Origin of the sequence: Dictyobacter aurantiacus, from assembly GCF_003967515.1 — a bacterium.
GTDB classification, from domain to species: domain Bacteria; phylum Chloroflexota; class Ktedonobacteria; order Ktedonobacterales; family Ktedonobacteraceae; genus Dictyobacter; species Dictyobacter aurantiacus.
Map to the genome: position 1 here is coordinate 1689814 of NZ_BIFQ01000001.1, position 25414 is coordinate 1715227.

13 protein-coding genes are annotated in these 25414 nt (G+C 54.1%); 9 read left to right on the forward strand and 4 right to left on the reverse strand.

Annotated features, from left to right (window positions below):
• Positions 1-99: 99 nt before the first annotated feature.
• Together KTT_RS06770 and KTT_RS06775 are read right to left on the reverse strand one after the other, a co-directional pair.
• Positions 100-897 carry a hypothetical protein gene (locus KTT_RS06770; RefSeq protein WP_126595252.1) on the reverse strand — a complete coding sequence of 266 codons (798 nt, stop codon included), beginning with the start codon at positions 895-897 and terminating at the stop codon, positions 100-102.
• A 141-nt stretch (positions 898-1038) separates the two neighbouring features.
• Entirely contained in the window at positions 1039-3027 is a 1989-nt protein-coding gene (locus tag KTT_RS06775) for a DUF790 family protein (protein WP_126595253.1), read from the reverse strand.
• 365 nt (positions 3028-3392) lie between these two features.
• On the opposite strand from KTT_RS06775, the gene KTT_RS06780 reads away from it, so the two are divergent.
• On the forward strand, positions 3393-6059 hold the full coding sequence (locus tag KTT_RS06780; RefSeq protein ID WP_126595254.1) for a serine/threonine protein kinase: 2667 nt from the start codon (positions 3393-3395) through the stop codon (positions 6057-6059).
• A 243-nt stretch (positions 6060-6302) separates the two neighbouring features.
• Here the strand turns inward: KTT_RS06780 and KTT_RS06785 are convergent, their stop codons facing one another.
• Together KTT_RS06785 and KTT_RS06790 are read right to left on the reverse strand one after the other, a co-directional pair.
• Positions 6303-7316: an endonuclease/exonuclease/phosphatase family protein gene (locus tag KTT_RS06785; protein WP_126595255.1), complete on the reverse strand. Its 1014-nt coding sequence runs from the start codon at positions 7314-7316 to the stop codon at positions 6303-6305.
• A gap of 891 nt (positions 7317-8207) precedes the next feature.
• A complete protein-coding gene (locus KTT_RS06790; protein WP_126595256.1) occupies positions 8208-9578 on the reverse strand; it encodes a glycine--tRNA ligase in 1371 nt (456 codons plus the stop codon).
• Positions 9579-9992: 414 nt separating this feature from the next.
• Here KTT_RS06790 and KTT_RS06795 point away from each other — a divergent pair, with 414 nt between their 5' ends.
• The 8 genes from KTT_RS06795 (at position 9993) to KTT_RS06830 (ending at position 25034) form a co-directional block, all read left to right on the forward strand.
• Positions 9993-12692: a DEAD/DEAH box helicase gene (locus KTT_RS06795; RefSeq protein ID WP_126595257.1), complete on the forward strand. Its 2700-nt coding sequence runs from the start codon at positions 9993-9995 to the stop codon at positions 12690-12692.
• A gap of 456 nt (positions 12693-13148) precedes the next feature.
• Positions 13149-15518, forward strand: a complete 2370-nt coding sequence (locus tag KTT_RS06800) for a serine/threonine protein kinase (protein ID WP_126595258.1) — start codon at positions 13149-13151, stop codon at positions 15516-15518.
• Positions 15519-15631: 113 nt separating this feature from the next.
• Complete coding sequence (locus tag KTT_RS06805; RefSeq protein WP_126595259.1) at positions 15632-17689, forward strand: serine/threonine-protein kinase; 2058 nt, start codon at positions 15632-15634, stop codon at positions 17687-17689.
• A 114-nt stretch (positions 17690-17803) separates the two neighbouring features.
• A complete protein-coding gene (locus KTT_RS06810) occupies positions 17804-19543 on the forward strand; it encodes a hypothetical protein (protein WP_126595260.1) in 1740 nt (579 codons plus the stop codon).
• A 52-nt stretch (positions 19544-19595) separates the two neighbouring features.
• Positions 19596-20060, forward strand: a complete 465-nt coding sequence (locus KTT_RS06815; RefSeq protein WP_126595261.1) for a hypothetical protein — start codon at positions 19596-19598, stop codon at positions 20058-20060.
• A 647-nt stretch (positions 20061-20707) separates the two neighbouring features.
• The gene (locus tag KTT_RS06820; protein ID WP_126595262.1) at positions 20708-22168 is read left to right on the forward strand and encodes a hypothetical protein; all 1461 of its coding nucleotides are present in this window, start codon (positions 20708-20710) and stop codon (positions 22166-22168) included.
• Between the two features lie 316 nt (positions 22169-22484).
• Entirely contained in the window at positions 22485-23345 is an 861-nt protein-coding gene (locus KTT_RS06825; protein ID WP_218030847.1) for an ABC transporter ATP-binding protein, read from the forward strand.
• Between the two features lie 9 nt (positions 23346-23354).
• Positions 23355-25034 (forward strand): ABC transporter permease, encoded by a 1680-nt coding sequence (locus tag KTT_RS06830; RefSeq protein ID WP_126595263.1) that lies wholly within the window; start codon positions 23355-23357, stop codon positions 25032-25034.
• The last annotated feature ends 380 nt before the right edge of the window (positions 25035-25414 follow it).

The following is a 25414-nucleotide window of genomic DNA, read 5'->3' on the forward strand; positions in this document are numbered from 1 at the left end:
GCACCAATCTCACACAGGTACATGTGGATTGGTGCCATTCGTGTAAACTAGAAAGAGCAGAAGGGTCAGTTAAGAGAGCGAGGCATAGGATTCGCTCGGTCAGGGAGTATATTGTATGTTCTCTCCGGGATGCGGTGCACGAAACTGACCGGCGTCATTTAAAAATATAATATGGCTCTCCTGCACATTCACAATCATATCCGGTTTACCGTCGGCGTTCACATCTTTAAATGTCAGTGTCACAGGTGAGAGATCCTGGTCCGCCCCGACTAAAACAGGCCCGACATAGACTTTGGCATTGGCGGCATCGCCTCCCTGGAACTCGATGACTTGAATATGGCGGTTCAGATTCATGGCGATAAAATGGCTGGGGCTGGTAGCGGAATCGTGGTGCCCCACGACCTGGTCGGTCTGAAAGGTGCGTGGACGGCCATAGCGCCAATCGTCCTCGACCCCCTGCCACCAATGGGCAACGCTGCTGACAACCATCCATCCGATCATCATGGTGATCATGGCAAAGCCAGCATAGACGGTCCAATGCATACGGCGAGGCTCGTGGGCAGCATAGACAGGACGTGAACGATGGACGGGAGCCACCACACTATCAGTGTCTACCTGGCGCCGGATGGGTGTAGATATGGGTGGATGACTGGCGGTCCTGCGAGCCGGGACGGCGTTGCGCCCGGTGGAACGCATATGGTGAACCTCGCTCCATTGCTCATCACCATGCGGATGTTCCGTCTCTGGCTGTACATCGGTGCGATAGCGTATTACGCTGCTCGCCGGTCGCGATGATGGCCAGATGTCATCATACTCTTCAGAGAAAATATCCGGGGCAACTGGCCTCTGCTGGCCAGAGCCTCGCCTGATTGTACGCACATACGAATTCTGCTCCACATTGCTACCGTCCTCTCATCAAATTTTACAGTGATCCGAACTTCTGTTCTAACTGCTTTCCATAGTACACGAAACGTTTTGCCCTGTCAACAACTTTTTGGAACAAAATTACTATAGTTCATAAAATCTATATATTTGAAGTCATCCCCACAGATCCCCCTGGACGATTTCCGGTGGAGGAAGCGGACGTTTTTTGATAGCGGCACGCCGTTCGCGCACGGGCCGGCGTAGCTCTTTGTCGGAGGATATACCTGTGTCGGGTGGGGTAGCATGAATAGCCGTTTCTAGACGGGCGGCCTGCAATTCAATGGTCACCTCAAAGATGGAGGCACGCTGTATCCGCACCTCATCCCACAGGCTAACCAATGTCTCCAGCGTCGCGTCCTCGGACTGCTGAAGATCAGGGGTGAGGCAACGTAGTTCCTGCAAAGCCTCATGCCAGACGGCTGTCCCTCCTGGCTGCTTTTCCAGCCAGGACAGAAATGCTTGCCTGACATGGGCCAGCCAGTTCTGCGCATACAGGCCGAGACCGGCGACAAAAGTAATATCCGTGCTATTGGATACGCCGGATACCGTTACCGCCTGCTGCAATTCGGAGCGGCGGTAACAGTGCAGGAGAGGATAGCATTGTCGCTCGGCAATAAAGCCCTGTTGCTGGACCTGCCGTTGTATCTGTGCCACATCAAGCAGCTTCAGACGGTCCGCGAAATCATCGTAGTGTTCTTGCAGGAGTTGCAACACGTCCATCACAGACAACTGTCCCTGGTAATACACCACTGGAAAATCAGCGGCAATGGGACTAAAGGCATCCCTGGCTTCCTCGGGGATGGCCAGAACCAGATCTTTGCGTCCGCGTAGATACTGCAATTTCTGGATCTTGCGCTCACGATAGGCTGGTGTCCAGAAACCGAGGATTTCAAAGTAGATACGCCGCCTGCCACGCGTGAGGGCAAAATCGGGTAGAAAAATACCTTTATCCAGCAACAGCGGTTCCTGCTCACGTTCCAGTTGCCAGCCATCGACGCCGTGGTTCCTGGCCAGCGAGAAAAAGGCCTCTGAGAAGTTTTGCTCGATACTGCTATCGAAGAGCTGCGAAGGATCGTTAAAGGTCTGGGACCGGGCCGAATCGCCCGAGCGGGGTAGCAATTGCAACAATTTGGCATCCATGGCAAAGGTATAGGCGCGCTGCAAGAAATGTACTCTGGCCTCAGCCTCGACGATACCAGGAGTAAGTTGTGGCTTCTTAACGCCCGAGGGCTGGCTATAGCCCAGTAAGAAACGACACAGACGCGCCAGGCGCAGGCCATATTGCTGGGGAGCACCGGTCACCTCCTGGGGTCCATACAGGGTCAGGTGAAGCAATGGCGGCACGGCTGGTCCGGTCAGCGAGGGCTGAGAATGCTGCTCGTATTCCAGATCATAGTAGACACCCAGGCGACGCGCCAGGAAGCAGAGGCGCTTGATTACGGCGCCCACGCCGGCGGAGGGTGTCTGCAAGACAGCCTGCTGGTTCTCAGCCTGGTTAAAGGCCATGACATCAATCACAAAATGGACGCTAGAGGCATTAAAGAGCGCCGCCTCAAAGGTCCACTGATTATAGAGGGTCGTCACTTCCTCAACGGTGGGAGGGAGCTCCGCATCGCGCGTCAGGATGGCCTCGTCCTCGCTATCCAACGCCAACAGGTATTCCAGGTCACCAGTCGATAGCGCGTAGCGGCTGGCGACCAACTGCAAAGCCTGCGCGCGCTGCTCGGCCCCCAAAAAACCATGATAGTGCTCATTGATGTGGGTATACAGGGACAGGCGCAACTGCACCGGCGATCCCAGGGCCAGCAGTTCCTCACTGCCCCCCATCTGCGCCACGGTCTCGTTCCACGCGCGCGAACGCCAGCTATACCAGTGGCTGAGTGTAGCCATTAAACAATACGCCAGGCGATACTCGCCGACAATAGCCCTGGCCTCATCCTGCGCAAATAAGCGCTGCGGCTGGCCCAGCAAACTCTCGTAATAGGTAACGAGGCGCGCAATCTCATCCTGACATTCACCACCCCGCAAAAAATGGAGTGACACAGCTAGTTTACCACCCCGCCGCTGCACCGATTTCCTGATATCCTGTAAGCTAAAGCGCACAAATAACTCCTGACTAGCAACAATGTCTATTATCGACCTTTATTATAGCGAGAAAATCCACCCAATGGGTAGCTTCAGCCCCTGCAACCAATTTTCCCTTTTGAATTGATGCAGCAGGGTCGCGGATGCACACCTGCGGTACTCAAAAGTCATTTTTGTGTGGTGGTGCAATGGGGGCGCGAATGCGCCCCCGTTGCACCACCACACAAAAAAACCCTTTCCACGTCCTATTCTTTAGTAGCCGCTATCAAACGGTATGTAGGATACTTTTCCTAAATAATTGAGTATCCACTCTGACTCTGCTATGGTACTAATGGGATAGTATAGACTTTGCCGACAGCTTTGTCGGCGAACAGGAGGTGGCCGTGAGCACATCGCCACGCCGCATTGGACAATATGAACTGTTGCAACAGATCGGCAGCGGGCATCTAGGAGAGGTCTGGAAAGCGCATGACCATGCCCAACATCGTGATATTGCCATCAAATTGCTACACAGCGATCTGCAGGCCGATCCAAACTTTTTAAATCGCCTGACCAATGGAAGCAGGGTGTTGACCACGCTGCGCCATGAGAACCTGGTCAGCGTCTACTCTGCCGCGGTTTCGCGCTCAAACGAGGCTCGTGAGACGACCGCCTACATCGCGATGGATTATATCGAAGGATATACACTCAAGGATTACATTCAGGCCACCGTGCACCGTGGCATTTTTCCCGCAACCGAAGACATCGTCTATCTTTTTTCGGGCATCGGGGCAGCCGTCGATTATCTTCACCAGCAGGGTATCGTGCATGGCGATATCAAGCCGACTAATATTTTGCTGCATAAGCAGCGGCGCACGCATTTCGCCGCCGGTGAGCCGATGCTAACCGATGTTGGCATCACCCAGATCGCCGGCAATGATAGTCATCTCAGCGCCCCTCACTATTTATCTCCAGAGCAGGCCCAGGACAGGCCGGCCAATAAGGCCAGCGATATTTATTCTTTGGGCATCATCCTCTACGAGCTATGTACGGGCACGGTCCCATTTCGAGGGGACAAGACATTCACAGTTATCTCTCAGCAGAACGATACACTACCCGCGCCACCAACGCTACTCAACGCCAATATACCTCCGGTCCTGGCGCAGGTCATCTTGCGCGCCCTGGCCAAAGATCCCAATGCCCGTTTTCCAGAAGCCACACAGTTGGCCTACGCTATTGCCGAGGCATGCGCGGTACAACCCACTCACCCGCTGGTGAAGCAGATCGCCACCCGTACATCACAGGAGCAGATCTCGACTGGCACTATGCCACACAATACGCACTCGATCCTGGGGGTGCCACAGCCGCTCGCCCCCGAATCACCCATATTTATGCGTCCATTGCAAAATCTCTCGGGGCGTCAGCAGCCACGTCCTGCACAGTCACATCCCGTTTCGCTCAACGCCAATCCCGATCTTTCCGCCGCCGACGTCTTCCCCAACTCGGCTCGCATGTCGGCGGTTACGCCTGGCAATCAATCACCCACTACCAGCAAGCACCCGGCAACAGGCATCACCTCACCACAAAAGCCGGTGGTCGCACCTACCCACCTGGTACCCACAACCCCACCAGAGAAGCCGCAGTTTCCCCGGCCATCTGGCTTACTGGGCCCCCTATCCAATCCCGGCACACCACAACCTCAGATACGACAGGTAGCCACGGACAACGCATCGACTATGGAAAGGCGCAACTCAATGCCACGCCTGCAGGCGCTGCCGGCCACACCCCACACCCCACAGCCGCAGGAGCCCACGCAGTCCACCAGTTCATATCAACTATCATCCATACGTGACGCACAGGCAGCCACCTATCAACAGCAGCAATCCGCCAGTCAGGCAGCCGATGCGGTCCCCCCACCTTTCCCACTACCCACCAATCCTGGCAGAACCACACCGATCTATAAGAACAAGTACGTGGTCGGGATCGCGCTGGTGCTCCTGGTGGCAATAATTATCGGGACGTTGGTCACCAATACCGCATTCAACCATAGCACAGTAGGACAAACAAAGGTAAGCGGGACGCCCCGCACGAATCCCTCTCCAGTCACCACGACGCCGGTGGCGGGGACACTCTTCTTTCTAGATGATGCCCTGGGGCACAATGATCAGCTCCATCTGAACATGTCAAACATCGGCGCCCCGGCTCAGGGTAAAAGCTATTACGCCTGGCTACAAACGGACACACAAGGCTTCATACCATTGGGGGTGCTGCAGGTCCAGAATAAGATGGTTGACTTCATGTATGGAGGAGATGCCACCCATTCGAATCTACTGGCCCATGCCCAGGGTATACAGATTACCATTGAGCCCACGGGCTCGGCGCCTAAAGCTCCGGGCAAACAGATCGCCTACCAGGGCAGCTTTCCCGTCGCGACGCTGGCAGAGCTCAAGAATATTCTTTACTCGACGCCCGAGCTACCACCAGGATCCGCCGTTATCGTGAATATGTTCGACACCATTAAGTCGATGAACGACAAGGCGATCAGCATCGTTGATTCGCTGCAGCAGACCAAAGATTACGGCCTGGCCAAACGGCAGAGCACACGCCTGATCGAGATGATCGATGGCACCAGCTATGCGCGTGAAAGCGGGGACCTGCCCGCGGCCATCCCACCGCAGCTCCACACCTCCATTGGTCTGCTTTCTTCGCCTAAACAGCAGGGGTATCTGGATATCCTGGATAAACACCTGGATAAGCTGAAGGCGGCCGCCGCCAATAATACTAACCTGCTGCAGCGCATCCAGAACGCCAAGAACGGTCTGCAGGATCTGCGCGGCTGGCTCCAGCAGATGCGACAGAATGACGTGCAGATCTTAAAGGCCACCAACCTTGCCAGCAACCAGAATCTTAGCGCGGCCCTGCAATTGAAGCAGATAACGGCCTATGCCTATACAGGGCGTACCATTCCACCAGACACCAATCCAAAGCCAACGCCTGGTTCAGCAGGCGCGCTACAGACCTATACCGAGGTACAATACCTGGCAGCGCTGGACCTGCAGGCGGCTAAATAATACGAACTTTCGCACCTACGGTGCTCAAGAGTTTGTTTTGGGTTATGGCATGGGGGCGCGAATGCCTTTCAAGTATAGGTTTTCAAGGGCCTTGCCCCTTGAACCCGCTTGTGCCGCCGTCAGGCGGCACAAGGAGAGGGAAAATCAGGGGACACCCCTGAAACCCCGCCATGGGCTGCCGCCCCTGGACCCCGCTCCAATGGGAGCGCTCACACGCCCCGGTATGACGAGAGAACGCACTTTCTATGTGCGTGATATGGCGTTGTCCGCAGGAGTCGAAGGTACTCCAGGTGCTACCAGCAGCCCGAACTCGGCCGCCATAGCCAGGTGGTCGCTAGCATGTTCGCCCAGAAAACCATCCTCACCCTCAACCATGACATGGCACATCTCCAGACGGCCAATCAGGGTGGGATCGGCAAAGACATAGTCGATCCTGCCCGCCGGGGCGGCGGCCGGACAGGTGAAGCCCTGCTCGTGCGGATGCAGATAGCGGAAACAATCTATATAATGCTCCTTCAGGAGGCGAATGGGACCACGAGGAGCATAGAAGTAAGCGGCTAAATCAAACAATTTACAGAGCAGATCGCTCTGCCCCACCGCGCGAAAGACTGGATTAAGGAAGCGCAGTCTGCGCGGTACGACCGAATCGAGATGGGGATGCCCATCCTGGAGCGCGATATTTTTACGCCTGGTATCCAGGCGCATGACATATTTGAGCAGCGCGCTGGCCGTAAAGTCATCTTTGGGGGCCAGTGTATTAAAATCACCCATCAGTATATGTGGCTTGCCCTCCGCTCGGAATGGCGCCAGGATGTTCAGGATCTCGCGCACCTCGCGCATGCGGATGTGGTTGCCAGCCCAGCGACGATTAAACGAGGCCGCCAGATGGATAACGAAAATCGTCAGTTGCTGGCCCGAACGCTCTTCAACACACACTTCCAGTAAGGGGCGAGTCAGCACGCCGGGGCGGACATGATTCTTCACGGAGAGAATCGGCAGGCGCGTCATCAAGGCCGTCCGATAATCGCGATTACTACCAGTCTGCCCGCCCTCGATAAGCTGCATACCCAGCGCCTGCGCCATCTCCTCAACCACCGTCAGGCCCTCAAACTTAATGGGATTGAGCGCCTCAGGCAATCCCACGATATCGGGATCGGCCGAGCGAATGATCTTTAATAACTGTTCCGTCCTCTTCGCGCCTTTTTCGCGCAGGCTATAGCCACCAGCAAGAATATTATATGAAACGACACGTGTCATCGATCTTGATCCTTTTATGCGAGATAACTGGCCTCAGTGCGCTTTATCGGCTACAGCCAGTTCTGTCCATTTCAACACTCGTAAATTTCAGCTTAGAGAGTGTCAGACACACTTTTTACTGGTGTGCTTGAGCGCCCCCGCGCGGGCGTCCGCTGACGCGGCCGCACCGGTTTTGTATGGTGGTGCAACAGGGGCGCGGATGCGCCCCTGTTGCACCACCATACTATGGGCTGTTGAGCATCTGTGGCGCTCAGAAACTAGTTTTGAGTTGATGCATAGCCCCTGTTGCACCACCATACTATGGGCTGTTGAGCATCTGTGGTGCTCAGAAACTAGTTTTGAGTTGATGCATAGGCTGCGCATCCGCACCCCTGTTGCACCACCATACTATGGGCTGTTGAGCATCTGCGGTGCTCAGAAACTAGTTTTGAGTTGATGCATAGCCCCTGTTGCACCACCCTACTATGGGCTGTTGAGCATCTGCGGTGCTCAGAAACTAGTTTTGAGTTGATGCATAGGCTGCGCGGATGCGCAGCCTATGCATCAACTCACAAAATCAGGGCGGCCGCGTCAGCGGACGCCCGCGCGGGGGCGCTCAAGTACCTCGATAAGATGAGAGAAAGACGCTCACTAATACTGATCAACATACAATATTGAACCAACACAACAATTACTATACGTTTGATGTGAGTTACTGGTGAGAAAATCCCCAGATTCACTATAGCAGAGATAGAAAAAAAATTGAAAGATGGGACTATTTCTTTTCCAGAAGTACTAACTTAAACAGTGAGAACGACAAAAAAGGATTGGAGAAAAAATAGCCTGGTAGAGATGCTCAATATGATAAACAGAGCATCTCTACCAGGCCACCAAGGGGCAACTATGCGCCAGCTACTTCCAGGTGACGCGATCCAGCAGGTACATGGTCAACTCGCTGATTGGCAGGCGAACCTGGGTCATACCATCGCGCTCACGCACCGTCACAGTCTGATCGTCCAGAGTCTGGAAGTCAACGGTCACGCAGAACGGCGTACCAATCTCATCCTGGCGACGATAGCGGCGCCCGATATTGGCCACATCGTCATACTGCGACACCATATAGCGGCGTAGGTTTTCGTGAATAGAACGCGCGGTCGAGACCAGTTCTTCCTTGTTCTTCTGCAGCGGCAGCACCGCGACCTTCACAGGCGCCAGCCAGGGATGCAGGTGCAGGACGGTACGAGGCTCTTTCCCATTAGGATCTGGCTCTTCCTCATAGGCATCCAGCAGCAGGTTCAAGAAGGTGCGATCAACACCACCGGAGGTCTCAACGATCCAGGGAATATAGCGCTCTTTCGTCAGCGGGTCGGTATAGCTCAGATCCTGGCCACTATACTCAGAGTGGCGCGAGAGATCCCAGTCCTGACGCCAGTGAATGCCTTCCCATTCCTGCCAGCCCAACACCGTCTTATACTCCACATCGAAAGCCTTTTTAGCATAGTGGGCCAGTTCATCGCTGGCATGCTCGCGGAAGCGCAGGCGATCCTTATGGTTCACGATGCCCTTATACCATTCGAAGCGGAAATTCTTCCAGTACTCATACCACTTGTCCATCTCGCTGGGATGAACAAAGAACTGCAGATCCCACTGCTCGAACTCGCGCTGTCGGAACAGGAAGTTACCAGGGGTCACTTCGTTGCGATACGCCTTACCGATCTGGCAGATGCCAAAGGGAACCTGGACGCGCGATGACTTCACCACGTTATCATAGTCCAGGTAAATATTCTGACAGGCCTCACCGCGCAGATAGGTCTTCATGCGATCGCCTTCAACCACGCCCAGGTAGGTCTCCATCAGCAGGTTAAAGACACGGGGCTCACTGGTCAACTCACCACCGCAGACGGGACACTTGTGCTGCTCCAGATTCTCAGGCTCCAGGTGATCGGTACGGAAGCGGCGCTTACACTTTTTACAATCAACCAGGCGATCTACAAAATTTTCCACGTGACCACTGGCTTCCCAGACACGTGGATGCGTGATGGTAGCACCTTCGATGCCGACGACGTTATCGTGGTTCTGAACCATCGACCACCACCAGTAGCGCCTGATATTGTTGCGCATCTCAACGCCAAGGGGGCCAAAATCGTAGATGCCAGCTACGCCGCCATAAATCTCTGAATTGGGGAAAACAAAACCACGGCGCTTGGACAGGGAGACAACTTTTTCAATGGGGACCAGAGGGGTATCCTTTACCTCCGGCTTATTCTCTTCAATTTGTGTCATGAGTGGTTTCCTCCGCAAAAAAAAGCCCCAGGCATCTATAGCCCAGGGACGAATGCGCTAACGTAGGCCTGGGGCAACTACGTTTTACAGCGACATGCGCGGTCCCACCCTGCTTCTTCACCAAACAGTGAAGCCACTCAGTTATGTTCAATGCATCCACCTCAGAAGCGCCCTTCACCCGCCTGTGATTGCCGATCTCACACCAACCATCGGCTCGCTGCTATCCAGTACAGATTACTCTTCTTCCTCAACGCTGGAACACATTTTGTATTCGTATTGTATAGGGATTAGTATAGCGAAGAACTGTACAAGTTGCAAGTGATACAGCCCAAACGGGACATTCGCTACCTTGTGAAGGTTATTGAGAGGTGTTACAATAGTGCGAAAAATAGTCGGTAATGAATTAAAGAAGAGATGGAAGAATACGTGGTGACCGAGCACGATCCCCAGGCTGATATTCAGGCCTTTGCCGCGCGTTATACATTTCCAATTGACACGTTTCAACTGGAAGCGATGGACCAGCTCGCGCACGGACAATCCGTGCTCGTTGCGGCACCTACGGGGACAGGTAAAACCCTGGTAGCAGAATACGCCATTTGGCGTGCACAACAAAAGAGGCAGAGGGTCATCTATACGACTCCCTTAAAGGCCCTCTCGAATCAGAAGTACCGCGATCTGCGTGAGGTATATGGCGCGGACGCAGTGGGCCTGGTAACTGGTGATATCGTTGAGCGCAGTCGTGCTTCGATCGTTATCATGACCACTGAAGTCTATCGCAATATGCTGCTTGAAGAAGAGAGCGATCCAGCATCCGCTGGTAGCCCTTCAAACCTGGCGGATGTAGGTTATGTCGTTTTCGATGAATTACACTATCTGAGTGATATAGGGCGTGGACCGGTATGGGAAGAAGCCATCATCTGTTCGCCGCCTCATGTTCAGCTTGTTGGTCTCTCGGCCACAGTCAGCAACGCCGAGGACCTGGCCAGCTGGATTAGCCGGGTCCACCGCCCGATCTCTTTGATCACCCACGAGCAGCGCGCGGTACCATTGGAACACTACTACTTCCTGGACGGCAAGCTGCACCTGGTACAGGACGCGGACGGCAACCGGGTTGAGAAGTTTCCCCAGACCGGAGGTGAAGCCAAGCTGGCGCAGATGCTGGGCCGCAACCGGGTCTTTACCTTTGACGACGAGGGTGAGGATGAGGAAGAAGATTTAGATACCGATCTCTGGGAAGAGCGTCGCCGTCGCAACCGGGCGCCACGACCACAGGATCACCGCCTCTCGCGCAAGGAGCGCGAACGGCTACGTTCCCAACCACGCAAAGGGTCAGGATCGGGATTTAAAGAGAGCTCCAGCCAGGCAGAGGAGCGCGATGAAAACAGTCCACAGGCCAGCAGCAGCGCTGAAGCGCAGACCAATGGGGACGTAGCTCACCAGGAGAAGCCGCGCGGACGCCGTCCCCGGCAGCGCAAAGCTCCCGAACCAGGCGAGATCCTGACGGTCCTGCGTGATAGCGACATGCTGCCCTGTCTCTACTTCCTGCCGGGTCGACGCGTCGTGGAAGAGGCCGCCATGAGCGCCTCCATGCACAACTTCACGACCCCGGAGGAAGAAGCCTTGATCCGCGAGGAGACCAGCATCTGGCTGGAACACCTTCCCAAGGAAGATCGCAACCTGCAACAGGTGCATGCCCTGCTCAATCTACTGCCGCGTGGCCTGGCCTTTCACCATGCCGGTCTGCTGCCAGGACTGAAAGTGCTGGTAGAAACGCTGTTCGCCCGTGGTCAGTTGCGCGCCGTTTTCGCCACCGATACCCTGGCGCTAGGTATCAATATGCCCGCACGCTCGGTCATTGTAGGCAGCCTGAGCAAGTTTGACGGCCAGGAAATGCGGCTACTCACGCCCAACGAGTACCGCCAGCTCACCGGACGCGCCGGACGCCGTGGCATGGACACGCGCGGGGCCGCCATCATTCCCTATTCGCCCTGGGAGCCATTTGAGCCATCGTTTCAAAAGATTACCGGCGATATGTTGCCCGTCACCAGTTCATTTGTAATCCGCTACAACTCGGTGCTCAATCTCTGGCGACCCACTGATCTTCAACACCTGCGGCGCATCTGCGCCTCCAGCCTGCGCGAGTATCAGCGCTACCTGTTGTGGGAGATCAACGAGCTCCAGCGGCTGGAAAAACGCTATCGCAAAGCCAGCAAGTCGGGCAAAAAGAAAAAGGGCGCGGCATCCGTAGAAGCGGAACGGGCCCTGGAGAAGCGGCGTGAGAAGATCGGCGCCTTCCCGCTCAGCCGTGCCGGAGCCGCTGAACTGGACGGAACTATCTTCGCCCTGCGCGCATTGGGGCATATCGGCCAGGATGAACAGCTTACCCTCAAAGGGAGGCTGCTGCGCAACATCTTCCATCCCGCCGGTATCGTGCTGGTCGAGCTGATCACCAACGGCTACCTGGACGAGCTCTCGCCAGCTGAACTGGCCGAGGTCTGTAGCTGGTTCACGTACGACAACGATCGGCGTCTGAACAATCGACATGTCATGCATGCGCGTCTGACCCAGATACGTCGTGAGCTCTGGCATATTATTCAACATGTACGAGGGGTTGAGGAGCGCGCCGGGATCAGCTCTACACCAGGCTTTGTACCTGAATTTCATGGTCTTGCCCTCTCCTGGGCCCGCAACATGACGCTCAGCGGCCTGATGAAGCGCATCGACCTGGCCGAAGGTGACATCATGATGTTGCTCAACCAGACCATCGATCTCATCCAGCAGCTCCAATCAGCCGTTGGACAGGTATTGGACAGCCGTGATATCTGGGAACAGATATCGCCAGTCATGGTTGAAGGCATCTACAATGAGAGCAATACGCCCCGCTACGAAAAGAGGCGCAACGAACAGCAACAGCAACAACGAGCCAGCATGGAGCGCTTGCGTCCCATGCTAGCGCAAGCCTCCGCAGCGTTGCTCCATGGCATTATCGCCCAGAGCCGCACGGTCCCCTCCATGGCGGTCCAGCTAGGACCCGAAGAGGTCCCCCTGGATGCCGAGGAGGATCGCGATCCTCAGGGCCTTTCAGACCCAGAAACATTCGTCGGCGACCTTTAACCCGACCAGGACGTGGTCACAAGAATGTTCATCCTTTTTTCGTATGAGAGCGGGACTGCCAGGGACGGCGCGCCATCCCTGGCAGTCCCGCTCTCATACGAAATCTCTTCTTTTCATTTCTCCACCACAGGTGCCGTCAGCCAGGCATAAAACGCCACGCATGTACAATGAGTAACAGCGTGAAATCCACTGAAACAGGCTACATGTCGTACACCCCTCGCGAAACAAACAATTCTGCGTATAATCCAATGCTACTAAGTAGCACGAAAGCACAAATTGACGCAGTAATAGACATTACTTTGGTCATGCTTGCCCTGCCATTTCATTGTCAGACGCATGGAAGTTGACTAATATGTACAAAGGTACAAGTATGTCGGGAAGGCGGGGTGAAAAGATTAAGCTTAGTATTCGCTGGCAAAGTGAGCGCCAGTTGTAATAGAGGGGTAGAGAGTTTTGATGAACGCAGAAGCATTGATTGGAAGGGTATTGGGCACATGCACACTCCAAAAACTGGTAGGACAGGGGGGCATGGGGGCCGTGTTCCTTGCCCAACAATCTCGCCCCCGCCGTCAGGTTGCGGTCAAAGTGCTTCTACCGATAACACAATTAAACGCCAATCAACTGGCCGCATTCCTGGAACGCTTTCGTCGCGAAACTGATGCCGCAGCCTCGTTGGAACACCCGAACATTATGCCCGTGCATGAATACGGGGAACAGGGCGGCCTGGCGTACCTGGTCATGCCCTATGTATCTGGAGGCACCCTGCGCGATGAATTGGAGCGAGAAGGGCCTCTCAGCCTGCAGCACACCGTAAATTATTTAGAACAACTCGCCGCCGCCCTCGACTTTGCTCACGAACACGGGGTCATCCACCGCGACATCAAGCCCGCCAATATCATGGTCACCAACGAAGGCCGTCTGCTATTATCCGACTTTGGCCTCGTCAAAATTATCGCCGCAGGACAGGCACCGCAGGTGCGCCTGACTGGAGCTGGGGCTCCAGTCGGCACACCGGACTATATGGCGCCGGAACAGGTCATTGGTGAAGAGGTCGATACCCGTGCCGACCTCTATTCGCTGGGGGTTATCCTCTTCCAGATGCTCACCGGAACAACACCTTTCCAGGGTGAGACGCCGATGCAGATCGCAGCACAACATCTGCAGATACCACCTCCCTCACCGCAGATGCTGCGCCCGGATCTACCGATTGCAGCCGAGCAGGTGGTGTTGCGGGCGATGGCGAAACGGCCAGGAGACCGCTATATGCGCGCCCAGGACATGGCACGGGCGTTTCGCTCGGCCGTCGTCAATTCAGGCATCCAACTTGATCCAGAACAGACATGGGCGGGCTTGCTAAGTGGTTCGACCGCTTCACGCCTGGCTATTCCCAGGGGCCAGTTTGATCCCATGCGCCAGACCGCCTCGATGCCTAAAGTGACGAAAACGGATGCACAGCCAATGGGGAACGTACTGAACCGGTCCGCCAACAATCAGGCTCCTCGGCAGCCAGCCGTAGAAGCAGTGCAACCTCGGCAGAACGGTGGATTGCTGGGCCGCACCAACATAACTCCAGCCGGTGCCACCGCTCGCCCAACGGGTGGTCTGCTCTCAAAAAGCGGTCAATTGCCACAGGCTGGATCGGGGGCCACTCATACAATGAGCGCACCTGATCCGATAGGCGCACCCAGAGCAGCCGGCGGTGGACTCCTCTCCAAAACGGGACAATTCCCCCTGGTCGGAACGGGCATGCTGCCAACGATCAACAAAGGGCAGGCCACCGCAACAGCGAGCAACGGACTCAACCCGGCCTGGAGTAAAGAGCCGCCACAGACGCCCAACAACCTGACTCAGAATGCGGCCTTCCCTAAAACGCCAACGGGCGCCCTGAACACAGCAGAGCAAAATGGTTCAACCGGCACGCTCAAACTGAATGATCCAGTCAAAGTGGTGAAGGTGCCGGTCGCTGGCCAACCCGGACGCTATATTACCGGCATCCTGCCTTTTGAAAGGCAACCAGAAGAGAAGCCAGCCGAACCAGCAACCGCTAAACCAGGTCTTAAGCCATGGGTGAAGAATACCATCGCATTGGTCATTGTATGCGTAGTCCTGGCATCCATAGCCGGAGGGCTCTTATTCTCGCAAAATCAGAATAAAACGCAGGGCAACCAGCAAGCGAGCACAACGGCGGCCGGCAATACCGCCAATGATCCAGGCGCGATGGCCAGCGCGACCGCGAGCGCTAATGTGCTGGTCTCTGATCCATTAAGCAAAAACATCAATGGATGGCGCACCGACCCCCCCAATCTCTATGCCTTTAAAAATGGCGCGTATCATATCGCAGTGCAGGGCAACAAAGGCAGCGGGGCCATCCTACCGCAAAAAACGTTTGATGGCCCGCTCACCTATCGCGTAACCATGCAGGAGGTCAAAGGTGACGACAACGATCCCAACAACACCTTTGGCATGATCTTGCGCTTCAACCAGCAACAGAAAAACGGTAAGACCAACACAACCTTTTACACCTTTGAAGTGACAAATGTAAAAGGGAAAGAATACCAGTTCTGGCGCTACGATGATAGCCAGCCAAATCCCTGGATACAGATCAAAAACAGCACCCTGCCAACGGGCAATGAATTCCACCAGGGTAAGCAGGCCAATACCATTACGATCGCAATGAATGGTGACAGATTTACGGTCACCGTAAATGGCAAAAAATTATCCAAAGTCTTTCAGGATGGAACCTATAAAAATGGTTCTGTGGGTATGATCGTCAATAAAGATGGCACGGAAGTAGCCTTCACGAATCTCTTGCTTACACGTAACTAACACCATCTATTACAACTGTCTTGTAATCTCACAGAAAGGGGACAGCCTCTGGGACGGTGTTTGGATCATTCACACCAGATAGCCAGCTTTTGTCGGCAAAGGGGTAAAGTATCATGAACGCAGAAGAGTTATGCGGCAAGGTGCTCGGCACCTGCACGCTACAAAAGGTGATTGGACGGGGTGGTATGGGTGCAGTTTATCTGGCTCAGCAGTCTCGTCCGCGCCGCCAGGTTGCGGTCAAAGTTCTTCTACCCATTACGACCTTCAAACCGCAGCAACATAAAGCATTTCTAGAGCGCTTCAGACGAGAGACCGATGCGGCCGCTTCGTTAGAGCATCCCAACATTACACCGGTCCACGAGTATGGAGAATTAGACGGATTGGCGTACCTGGTCATGCCCTATATCAGCGGTGGGACTTTACGCGACGAGCTGGATACAGAGGGCAAATTACCTTTGACGCGCGTGGTGAGCTATCTTGAACAGATGGCGGCCGCGCTGGATTTTGCGCATGAGCGCAAGGTTGTCCACCGCGACATCAAGCCCGCCAATATTTTAATGACGCCAGAGAAGCGCCTCCTGCTCACCGATTTTGGCCTGGTCAAGATTATTACCGATGGTCAGCAGCGCAGTCAGAATCCACTTTCCGAGGTCGGGATGCCAATGGGGACGCCAGATTATATGGCCCCCGAGCAGGTTATAGGTAGCGTAGTAGACGCGAGGGCGGATATTTATTCACTGGGCGTCTTACTCTATCATATGGTAGCAGGCACGCCTCCCTTTCAAGGTGAGACGCCAATGAAAGTGGCCCTGCAACATTTACATACGCCACCGCCGCTACCCAGAATGTATCGTCCAGATTTGCCCCCGGCCGCCGAACAGGTCATTTTACGCGTCCTGGCGAAACGGCCAGTCGATCGCTACCAGCGCGCACGCGACCTGGCCAGCGCCTTCCGGTTGGCCCTGGAAGCGGCTGGCGTACAGGTAGACGGATCGATGGAATCCGGTAACCGCCGCCGAGGACTCTTTGATCCGGTCTGGCAAAGTCAGATGCCCATAGCGACTCCTCAGCAGGAACCGGTGAAAGCGGCACACGAAACAGTACAGCAGCTTCCTCATGAATCAGCTGGCAAGGTCGCCCAGTCGTTTACAGCGCGCCACGATATTGTGGCCCAGACCAGGATGACACTACCATCATTCTCCGGTATCCTGACCGAGACAGATATCGCGGCTTTCAAGTCCGCCAGCCCACAGCCAACGGCAGTGCCGGGCGCGGACTCACTGCTGCAGGGCCAGGAAATTCCAGAAACGCCAAATAGTGGCCAGACACCTTTACCGCCAACCATCGGGACCGAAGTCCGGCACGGAGGCCTGCGACCAGGGGCCAGGCAGACGCCCTTGCCACCGGTAGGGGAGAATGTGCAATCCGCACTGCTAGCCAGTAACCAGATCGGGAATGCTACAGAGACTGGAAACAGAAAGATGTTTATGCCGCCTCGTCTGAAACTGGGGCATAAAACGAATCTACGCGGTCTGCATAAGGGAGCCAGCAAACCCGGAGGACTGATTACCAATACAGTACCAACGATGCCACAGCCCCTGCTGAAGAACAGCCCTGATCAAGGCCATCCCGCGACCTCGAATGAGAAGACTACACGCGCCTTCGGCCTGCTCGAAGGTATCCAGCCAGGGGCCACCAAAACGGAATCCTCGGCCCAACCTCATCATGAGCCAGGCATCCGGGCAGGAATACCGGCCGCGGATCAACAGGCAGTGACAGGACAAAATAAGAGGATAGCGACTGAAGTACTATCGGTGCTCTCTCAGTTGCCTACTCTGATAGAATGGGTCAAGAGCCATAAGAAGACAACACTGGTGATTGGCGCGATCATCCTGCTGGTCCTGGGCTTGCTTCTATACATGCTCACGCGGCCTGTTTCCAGCACACCAGCATCAGGCGAGCGTGGGCCATCACACAGCATCGCGTTCACAACCGGCGCCAGCACCCGGTTCACCGCCAGCGGATCAACGATCCTTTCGGACCATCCTTTCAACGCACCTGCACCTGGTGCAAAACAAGGGACGAAAAAAGGGTCTCCAACGTTGACCAGCCCCGCCAGCGAGAACGCGCGCATTCAAACACAACAATATTTAAAACAAACAGGATATTGAGCGGGGCAAGCCCAAAGCTGGGACAAACCCAGCACCTACGGCAAGCCCGGCACTAAGCTGGGGCAAGCCCAGCACCTACTGTTGACATACGCTATTTATGACCGGTGAGAGATTATGAATAACCAACAAGGACCTTTTAACTCGCCCTTTTTCCCAAAGGCAGGAGAGCGAGACACAGAACCATCTGAAAATACAAAGACGACCAATCAACATGGTAGCCTGAGACATAAGACCAGTCTACGTGGTTTGCAGCAGAATACGGGGCCTGTGCCTGCGAATAATGCGCAACAACCGTTTGCTCCTTCACAGTCATCCTGGGGAACCAATGGGGGACCGCAATCCTTCCGGCCCCAACAACCCTGGAGCAATCCAGGTCCGGCCTTCCAGGAAAACCAGCAGCAACAGCATGGAGCAGGCATGCAGGGCTTTCCATCATCACCGGCTCAATCTGGTAATCCAACAAACGGACGAACGCCCACCGGCCAGTTAGGTCCTGGTGCGTCCATGTTTAATAATCCACTGTTCCCGAAGGGAAATACACAACAGTTGGGCAGCGCTGGTTCGTCGGTTAATAACTTTAACGATCTACAAACAGAGGCTCACACGCCCGTCAACGGCGCGCCCAATGCCACCCAGAATTTCGGCAATAGCGGCGCATTCAGGAGACCAACCGGTGCCCTCGGCAATAGTGGCACTTTCAGAAATCCAACCGGTGCCCTCGGCAACAGTGGCACTTTCAGAAACCCAACTGGCGCCCTCGGCAGTAGCGGTGTGCACCCAAATCCTAACGCCACCAGAGACCTGGGCAATATGGGGCTCGTACCCAGTCCAACCGGTGCCCTTGGTAATACCGGTACCCTGATGCATCCGGCAGGTGAATACAGTGGCGACACCGGCATGCTCAAACTCAACCAGGCGGTCAAAGTTGTACGCATTCCCGTCGCTGGTAAGCCGGGCGAATATAAGACGGGCATCCTACCAGTCCTCTCGCAAGGCAATACTGGCGCGCTACCGCCGACACAAAACCCGGCGGAAGGATCCAAAAAGAAGGGCAAGATTATGATGCTGGCCATTCTGGTCATGCTCGTCATCTTTGCCTCTGGCATCTATATGTTCACCCGTTCGGGCGGCAGTAACATGGCGGCCAACCCGGGAAGCACGGCAAACGGGAACAACGCACAGAATCAGGCCAATTTGAAGGCCACGGCGACCGCCAATGTTGAGGCCACCACAACATTTAACAACCTGATATTCGCGGATCCGCTAGAAACCAATGGTAGAGGCTGGTTAACGACAAATAACCGCCCTGATCTGGTGAAAAAAGGCATCGTTATGAACTTCACGGATAATGCCTATCATATCAGTTCTGCCAAAGTCGGTGATAATACATACTTCGCATCTTCCGTTCTGCGCAACGAGGATATACCTACCAGATATACCTATAGTGTGGATATGCAGCAGTTAAAGGGCAAAGATGACAACGACTTTAACTTCTTTGGTCTACTGTTTAGCTACACGGAGATTGGTGGGCAACCGATATCATACGCGTTCCGTGTCATTAATAATAAAGGTGGTTTGAGGTACGAATTCTGTACCCTCGATGGCCGCAAAACTCCCGTCTGGTCCGATCCCATCTGGAAGCAGAATGCCGGCAAGGAGTTCAAAGGAACCAAAGCCAAGAACAACCTGAAGGTGCATGTAGATGGGCACGACTTTACCTTCTGGGTAAATGGGAAGCAGGTAGGCAAGGCGCATGATACCAGCTATGGGACCGGCTCCATCGGCCTCGGTGTAAATGGGCAGGCTGGCGGTTCAGAGGTAGCATTTACCAATCTTGTGCTGAGCAAGAATTAATGTCGTTGATCTTATCAATTTTCATCATCAAAACATGGGTGGAGGTACTCGTTTGATAGTATTTAACAGCGCTCTCATATCAGCCACGGTCGCACAAATAAGTGGACTCAGTTTCAAATCAACAGCGGTAATCCCCGTCGTACTATGTGTCACAGGCTTTCTGTGCCTGATCAATGTGGGTCTGGCCATCTTCTATCGCCACAATAAGCGGGTGGAGATTATCACATACTACGCGGCCTTCGCCTTTGAGCTGATCCTGTTCGTAGCTGCGTTCCTGGTACTGCTGGGGGTCTTCTCTCAGTCGTTCTTCCGCCTCCCTGCTGGTCTGCCAATCAACCAGGGTGAGATTGGCGTGGCGCTGGCCATCGGTCTCGGTCTCTTCCCCGCCGCCTACTGGCATCGCATCAACATCTCTGAGCTGCCTAAACGCATCACAGAGGATGGCCAAAAACTGAAGAACAACCAGATCGACGTACGCATCCGCGACCGCAGCATTCCCGGTGAATGGATGAATTAAAGATAGCTATCCATCAAAAAAGATGGGTTGGAGCAAAAACGCACGTCTGAGGCGCATTTTTGCTCCAACCCATCTTTTTTGAACACAATTCTTCACATGGTGTACCCGATCTAATCATAAGGGTCAGGTAGTTGCAGAAATAGCTTTGATCTGCTAAAGTAGCAGCACAATAGTTGATAAATGCCCGGAACAGCTATAGATCGGCACAAAAAGTCTGTGGGCCGAATATTGCGGTGCAAAGAGAGGCCAGCTATAAAAGCTAATCCGGTAGCATTAAAACCAGCAGGTAATATTTAAAATACGAATTTACGGTTTCTACTTATCCAGCGGGCATATATAAAAACGTCACAGCACCATTCTTTTTCATTGTTATAGCGACACACCCATTTATTATCTGCGAGAGATGTATGAATAATCAGCCAGAAGCATTCAACTCGCCCTCCCTTCCAAAGGTGGGAGAACCAGAGACAGAAAACCAACGCATAGCTCCTCGCTTGAGGCCTAAAACAAAACGGCGGAGTCTTCTGCCACTACAGTCAAGCGCATCTACCACCCCGACATCCTCATCCGTAGATGACGCAGGCACAGATACCTCCCAATCCTTTATCCAGACGCCAGAGCCATGGGCAATGCCTGGAACACAAGCGTTGTCATCATCACAACGTGAAAATCCGCCTCGGCAGATCTCCTGGCATGAAATGGCCACGCAGGCCTTTCAGGAGGCCCAGCAATCGAGGGGTGAAACCACCACCCGGGAATCCCTATCTCCAGTTCAGCCGCCACTACCAGATACACCTGAAACGCTTGCGCCGCCGGTACAAACGCCATCAAGCAAGCAGACCGGTGGCCACACATCACAGCTCAATAAGCCGAAATTCTCGAAATCAGCGTTCTCTAAGAGAAATAATCAGCGTACAGGCGAGGCGGGTACACCCACAGCCGGCCTGGACGATGCTGGTATGAATAGGCAGGCCGATCTTAAACCATCGGGCAACCCTAACGACACGACCGACAACCTACCATCCAGTTCCAACGCTACCCGGAATCTGGGCAACACTGGTATCTTGCCGGGCCCAACTGGAACCCCGGGTAAAACCGGCACACTGATGCACCCGGCGGGCGAGTATAGCGGCGATACCGGCATGCTCAAGCTCAACCAGGCGGTCAAAGTTGTGCGCATCCCCGTCGCCGGCAAACCGGGCGAATATAAGACGGGTATTCTACCCATGTTAGCGCAAAGCGATACCAGCGCGCTACCACCTACGACTCCACCACAAAACCAGACCTGGCAGCAGAAAGTTAAGCAACACAGCAAGTTTATAGCGCTGGCCACCTTCATCGTGCTGATCATCTTCAGCTCTGGTATCTATCTACTCACCCGTACGACAGGTCACACCACGGCCAGCGTAAATGCCGTGAAAAGCTCAATAAAACAGGTCAGCCTGAACGCGACAGCCACAGCCAATGTCCAGGCTACGGCCACTTTTGAGCAATCGCTGCTTATTAATGACTCACTGAGCTCAAATACCAGGGAATGGTTAACGACACAGAATCGCGATGATCTCACCAAAAAAGGCATCAAGATTTTTTTCCAGGATAATGCCTATCACATTAGTTCAACCGCGACCGGCGGCATTGCCTACTTCGCAGACGCGCTCCTGGTAAACGAGATAACACCCGCCAACTTTACATTTAGTGTGGACGCTCAGCAGATCAAAGGCGATGAGAATAGTCAGTATAACTTCTATGGCCTGCTGTTTAGCTATATAGAGATCAATCGGCAGCCTATCTCCTATGCATTTCGGGTCATCAACAATAAAGCTGATCGAAGGTACGAATTCTGTACCTTCGACAATCGCAGGCAAGAACACAAATGGTCCGACCCCATATGGAAGAAAGCAACCGGGAAAGAGTTCCATAACGGGAAGGGAAAAAACAATTTGAAGGTCCAGGTGAAAGACCATACCTTTACATTTTACGTCAATGGTCAGAAGCTCGGCTCGATAAGGGATACTAAATATGGACCCGGATCGATCGGCTTAGGGGTCAATGGTTTGCCAGCTGGCTCCGAGGTAGCTTTCACCAATCTCTTGCTGACAAAAAATTGATTTTAGCCTTATTGTGACTATACAATGGGGGTGTTCTCGTACAGGCATCGATGCGCTGGTTTGTGGCTTGCAGAATTGTACCCATTGGCCCACATATCCTAAAAATCGCTATAGAGAGATAAAAGATTTGATTGTGCCTGATTTACTACGTCAATATAGATGTGTCCATTTGTAAATAGCTTATTGCTATAACTTCCATAGCGGGCAGCTATTTACAGGTGAACAGCAAGTGGTCAACCATAAACGTATATCACGTAAGGCAAGTGCCAGGATTATCCATAGCAATACTCATTACCATAACAAAGGGATATTAAGTATGACGATGTACCCTGAACCAAATGCATCTAGCAGTTCGGCGCCGGTGGAACAGTATAACTATCCTGTTCCGGCTCAGACAAATACTGCATATGCCGTGGTTAGCCGCAATCTTGTGCGTCAGTTTGATCAGAAGCTGGCGGTCAATAATCTCAATCTGGCGGTACGGCCGGGGGAGTTCTTTGGCTTTCTTGGTCCCAATGGCGCGGGCAAATCGACAACCATTAAGATGATGGTAGGACTACTGCGACCAAGCTCCGGCAATGTCTGGGTTGGCGGTGTCGATGTCTGGCAAGATCCGTTGCGGGCACGCGCGCTAATGGGTGTACTCCCCGAGTACTTAAACCTCTATGAGCGTCTCTCTGGTCGTGAATTTATCACCTTCTCGGGACACATGTATGGCGTGGCCGAGGCCGACATCCAGAGGCGCACGGAAGAACTGCTGCAGGTGTTGGATCTGAGCAATGATGCCGACAAGTTAATCGTCGACTATTCGGTTGGTATGCGCAAGAAAGCCGCGCTGGCAGCGGCCATCATCCATCGTCCCCAGGTACTCTTCCTCGATGAGCCATTCGAGGGCATTGATCCCGTCAGTTCGCGCGTCATTCGCGATATCCTCCATGATCTGACGCGCCGTGGCACCACCATCTTCTTCTCATCGCACATCATGGAAGTGGTTGAGCGCCTCTGTACGCGTGTGGGCATCATCAATCAAGGGGTACTGGTGGCTGAAGGCACCCTGCAGGAACTGCGTGAGCGTGCCAGCGGCAGCGGGGGTAGTAAAGACGCCACCCTGGAAGACATCTTCTTGAACGTGATCGGTGTGCGCAACGAGAACCACAATTTAAGCTGGCTGGATTAGGAGGATATCGTGCTTATCCACGGTGATAAACTTCGCTGGTTATTCTGGCTGCGCTGGAAGATGTTTACGCGCAGCTTTACACGCGGCAATAAGGTCGGTCGCATCATCGGCACCATCTTTCTCGCCTTGTTTGTGCTGGGTATGGGCGTAACCATCGCCGCAGGGACTTTTTTTGCCTATCGTCTCCTGCCCGAACCGGCTAATGCCGAGGTGCTCTTCCTGGTTCTGACGGGCATTTTCTTGCTCTGGCTGATTCTGCCGCTACTAGAGTTTACAACCAACGAAGGGCTGGACATCTCCAAACTGGCGCTCTTCCCTCTGACCAGGGGTGAACTGATGCTAAGCCTGGTCTTCTCGACCCTGCTGGATATTCCAACGGTGGGCCTGATTATCGCCCTGGCGGCGGTGGTGGCGGGCTGGGCCACATCAATTCCACTGGCCTTGATGGCGCTGCTGAGTATGCTGGTGTTTTATGTGCAGCTGGTCGCCGCCAGTCAGCTGGTGCTGGCCTTGCTACAGAAGGTATTGCAGAGCCGCCGCTTCCGCGATCTCAGCGTGATCCTGATCGTTCTGCTCTCATCCAGCGGCTACCTGTGCCAGTTCGCCGTGCGCGGCTTTATCAACAGGGGCTTTTACGATACGTTGTTACAGGCGCACATCTCACCCTACCTGCAGTGGTTGCCTCCCGGCATGGCGGCCCGTACCATCCAGCAGGCGGCGGTAGGCAACTGGCTGATGAGCGCAGTATGGCTGCTGGCGCTGATTATAATCACGTTCCTGTTCCTCTTCTTCTGGCAGATGATTGTGGAGCGAGGCTTGACCACAGCGGAGAGCGCGGGAACGGCCAGGACGGTACGTCACCAGAACGTAGTCGGAGCGACCTCGGGCAACGTACTGACGCGCCGCATCCCGGTCCAGGTCAAGGCCATGCTGGAGAAAGACCTGAAGTACTTCTGGCGCGATCCACAGATCAAGGCCGTCTTCCTACAATCGATGGTATCGCTGGTCTTCCTGGTTCTGTACTTTAGCTTTAGCTTTTTCAATAACAGCGGCACCAATAGCGCACGCCTCTTCACGCGGATAGGACCCTGGACCGTGCTGGTCGCGCCGCTGTTCCTGATGCTCACACTCTACACCCTGTCCTATAACTCGCTGGGATTTGAGCGGCAGGGCATTACGACCCTCTTCCTGTTCCCGATCAATCCCAAATATATTCTCTGGGGTAAGAATATCGCGATCTTCATAGTGGGACTGGTAGAGATCTGCGTGCTGATTCTGATCGCGGCCATCATCACCAAAGCCTGGGCCTTTATAGGACCGGCTCTCGTGCTCGGACTGGCGGCCATGGGCATCATCCTGGGCATTGGCAATTTCACCAGCGTCTACCTGCCACAGAAGATGCGCCTGGCGCGGCGTGGCTTCCAGACCTCTTCCAACCTGTCGGCGGAGGGAGGCTGTCTACGCGCCATTATGTCTATGGTAGCCACGATGCTCATGCTCGTCCTGCTCATACCGGCGGCTGCGGCGGTCGCGGTCCCCATCTTCTTCCACATTGAGTGGATCTGGATCTTAACGCTCCCCGCATCCCTACTCTATGGAGCCGCCTTCTACATCATTGTTACCAACATAGTCGCTCCACGTATCCTTAAACAGGCGCCCGAAATTGCCGGGGTTATATCCAAAGAGTAGACGCCCACACACAAAAAGTTACAATAAATATAGTCAGGTCGCTTCTGATGGCGATAAAAAAATTGCTCGCTGCAGTTCTTAAGAACTGCAGCGAGCATTTAGAGCCTTAACTGCAAACACACACTCTCTCTCATAGACGGTGCTAAAAACCAGGATTCTTACTGTTCTCAGTGCCCGTGTAAATTGTGCCTGCGTCTCTCACTTATATAGTTGTCTTTTTTTAAAATTGGTTACGGCCAAAACGATTATATTTTTAACCAATATTATTTTTTCTTTACCGTCTCAGACCATCCATCATTGTTCACTATATACCTGGTAGGAAATACCAATAAGCCAATCAGGTAGTACCTGTTAAATTTCTCGCGTTTGACCCGTACCTA